This is a genomic window from Ruegeria sp. CDSA236 (genome assembly GCF_059611285.1).
The window spans coordinates 1-2744 of sequence record NZ_JBXWPG010000024.1; the positions used below are offsets into that span (position 1 = coordinate 1).

Here is a 2744-nt window from a genome sequence, read left to right on the forward strand (position 1 = left end):
GATCCACTGGATCAATTGCTAACCTCTTCAACTCGTCAGGCTCATAACCTGAAGGCCAAAGGTTCAAACCCTACTCCAAAAAAGCAACTTTAGAACGAAAATTACAATTACTTACACGCCGATCAACGCCAAACATCCCGCAAAAATAATGCCTATATCCTTCCGTCAGAGCCTAAAACATCGCCTGTGACATTGGAACAAACGCCTCTTTTATGGCTTTGAAATCAGACTATCGCATGAATCGGACCTTTCTCGACGGATTCAGGCATTACTTTCCAATTCGACATCTCTGACGCTATATCAACCTGATGCCCGCCAAGTTTAGCGCGCGCTCAAGCTTCAGGCCCAAGCAGCAATACTTGGATATCTGCAACATTGGTTCCGGTCGCACCAGTCATCAGAAGATCACCCGATAGTCCCAATGCACGGTGACTGTCGTTGTTTGCTAACAGCGTGGACGGATTTTGCCCCGCATTGCGGATACGGTCGAATGTTCCCACATCCACAATCGCACCCGCTGCGGGGGTCGGACCATCACGGCCATCTGTTCCACCGCTGAGGAAAATCCAGTTGCCGGGAATAGCTTCCCCTTGCGCCAGTTGGGCGACGCGCAGCGCTAGTTCCTGATTGCGCCCACCAAGACCCGAACCCTGCAGCCGGACGGTTGTCTCCCCTCCGAAAAGTAGAGCGACCGGGCGGTCGGAAGCCACAGAACGGGCCGCTTGCAGAATCTGACGTGCAGCGTCGGACACGTCTCCTGTCAGTGCTTTGGATGCAATTTCAGCCCGACAAAACTGCGCCGCACAGCGATGCGCAGCCTCAAGGCTTATCGTGTTCGACCCGATCAGATGATTTGTCGCTTCAACTGCTATCGTCTGTTCAGGAACGCTGTGTTCAAGATGGTCCCGCACGGATTGGGGCAGACGCTTCCAGATGCCAGCCCCAATGCAGATCCTGCGGGCATCGGCTTGGGTTCCGATGGGTGGAGAAGTGGGGCCGCTGGCAACGGCACGCAGGTCATCTCCGATCACATCCGACAGAATATAGGCTGTGACCGGTGCAGGTGAACCGTGTCGCAGAAACCCTCCGCCCTTGAGCTGGCTTAGATGCTGGCGCACCAGGTTCATGTGCACGATGTCCAATCCGGAAGACAACAAGAGCTCGTTGACCACAATCTTATCCGATAGGGACAATCCGTCCACAGGTGCCGGAACAAGGGCCGATCCCCCGCCAGAGATCAGCGCTATGATCTGATCTTGCTCGCGTGCTGCGCTGAGCAGATCAATGATCTGCCGACCGGCTTTGAGGCCCCGTTCGTCCGGAACGGGGTGTGCACTGTTCAACACAGTTGCACCGGGTACGACCGCTTGGTTTTCGGAATGGGTCACGGCCAGAGCGACATGATCACCCTGAACGTTTTGCAAGGCTTCCGCCATCATGGCTGGGGCCGCTTTACCAATCGCGATTAGGATGCTGCGCCCACCCTGTTTGGGCGCAGGCAATGGGGCTGATTGCAGCCGTCTGCTCAGGGATACCGCCGGATCTGCCGCGGCTATGGCTTCGGCAAATATGTTGGCGGCACAATCGCGTTGAGACATGGACGATTGTAAAGTCATGAGGCGATCATGCTGCTGCGATTTGACGGGCCTTTTCAACCATAACTTCAGCTTGACGGATCGAAGCATAGTCGATCAGGCGGCCATCCAACGAAACCGCTCCCTTTCCCGCTGCTTCGGCTTCGGCCATTGCTTCGAGAATGCGTTGTGCCTTGGTGACTTCGGCGTCGCCCGGCGACATAACATCGTTTGCCAGTGAAATCTGGCTGGGATGGATGGCCCATTTGCCCTCGCAGCCTAATACTGCCGCGCGCTTTGCGGCGGCTTTGTAGCCGTCCGGGTCTTGGAAGTCTCCAAAAGGGCCGTCGATTGGGCGCAAACCATTGGCGCGGGCAGCCACAACCATGCGGGCAAGCGCATAGTGCCACATATCTCCCCAATGGGTCCGGCGTCCTCCGTCCGTATCGGCGTCAGTCAGAACGGAATAATCCGGATTAACACCGCCGATAATAGTCGTCCGCGCGCGGGTCGAGGCGGCATAGTCGGCTACGCCGAAATGCAGGCTTTCGTTACGCTTCGACGCCGCCGCGATCTCACTGACGTTCTGCATCCCTAACGCAGTTTCGATGATATGCTCGAATCCGATGCGTTTTTTGTACCCCTTTGCATCCTCGATTTGCGTGACCATCATGTCGACGGCATAGACATCTGCCGCGGTGCCGACTTTGGGGATCATGATCAGATCAAGTCGCTCGCCAGCCTGTTCAACCACATCCACCACATCGCGGTACATGTAATGCGTGTCGAGCCCGTTGATGCGTACCGACATGGTCTTGCTGCCCCAGTCGATGTCGTTCAGAGCCTCAATGATGTTTTTGCGGGCCTGTTCTTTCTCGTCCGGCGCGACGGCGTCCTCCAGATCAAGGAAGATGACATCCACGTCCGATTGTGCGGCCTTTTCGAACATTCCGGGTTGGCTGCCAGGCACGGCGAGTTCGCTGCGGTTTAGGCGGGCAGGAGCCTGTTCGATGGAATGAAAGCTCATGGGTTGGTGTCCTTCAGTTTACAAGTTTGGATAGATAGGGAATCTGGCGCAGAGGTTTGCGACTTTGGTTTTGACTTTGGCCTCGACCTCACCGTTACCGTCCTCGCCATTTGCGGCCAGACCGTCGACCACTTCGATGATCC

At 56.0% G+C, this 2744-nt stretch carries 2 protein-coding genes; both read right to left on the bottom strand.

Translation table 11 applies throughout. The features are described from left to right. Positions 1-332: 332 nt before the first annotated feature. A complete protein-coding gene (locus AC2FLB_RS20750) occupies positions 333-1616 on the bottom strand; it encodes a glycerate kinase type-2 family protein (RefSeq protein WP_496693147.1) in 1284 nt (427 codons plus the stop codon). 7 nt (positions 1617-1623) lie between these two features. Next, a complete protein-coding gene (locus tag AC2FLB_RS20755) occupies positions 1624-2601 on the bottom strand; it encodes an HpcH/HpaI aldolase/citrate lyase family protein (protein ID WP_496693146.1) in 978 nt (325 codons plus the stop codon). Between the last annotated feature and the right edge of the window lie 143 nt (positions 2602-2744).

Excerpts from the sequence above, each read along its gene's own strand:
- AC2FLB_RS20750 (WP_496693147.1), bottom strand. The coding sequence starts at position 1,616 with ATGACTTTACAATCGTCCATGTCTCAACGCGATTGTGCCGCCAACATA.
- AC2FLB_RS20755 (WP_496693146.1), bottom strand. The coding sequence starts at position 2,601 with ATGAGCTTTCATTCCATCGAACAGGCTCCTGCCCGCCTAAACCGCAGC.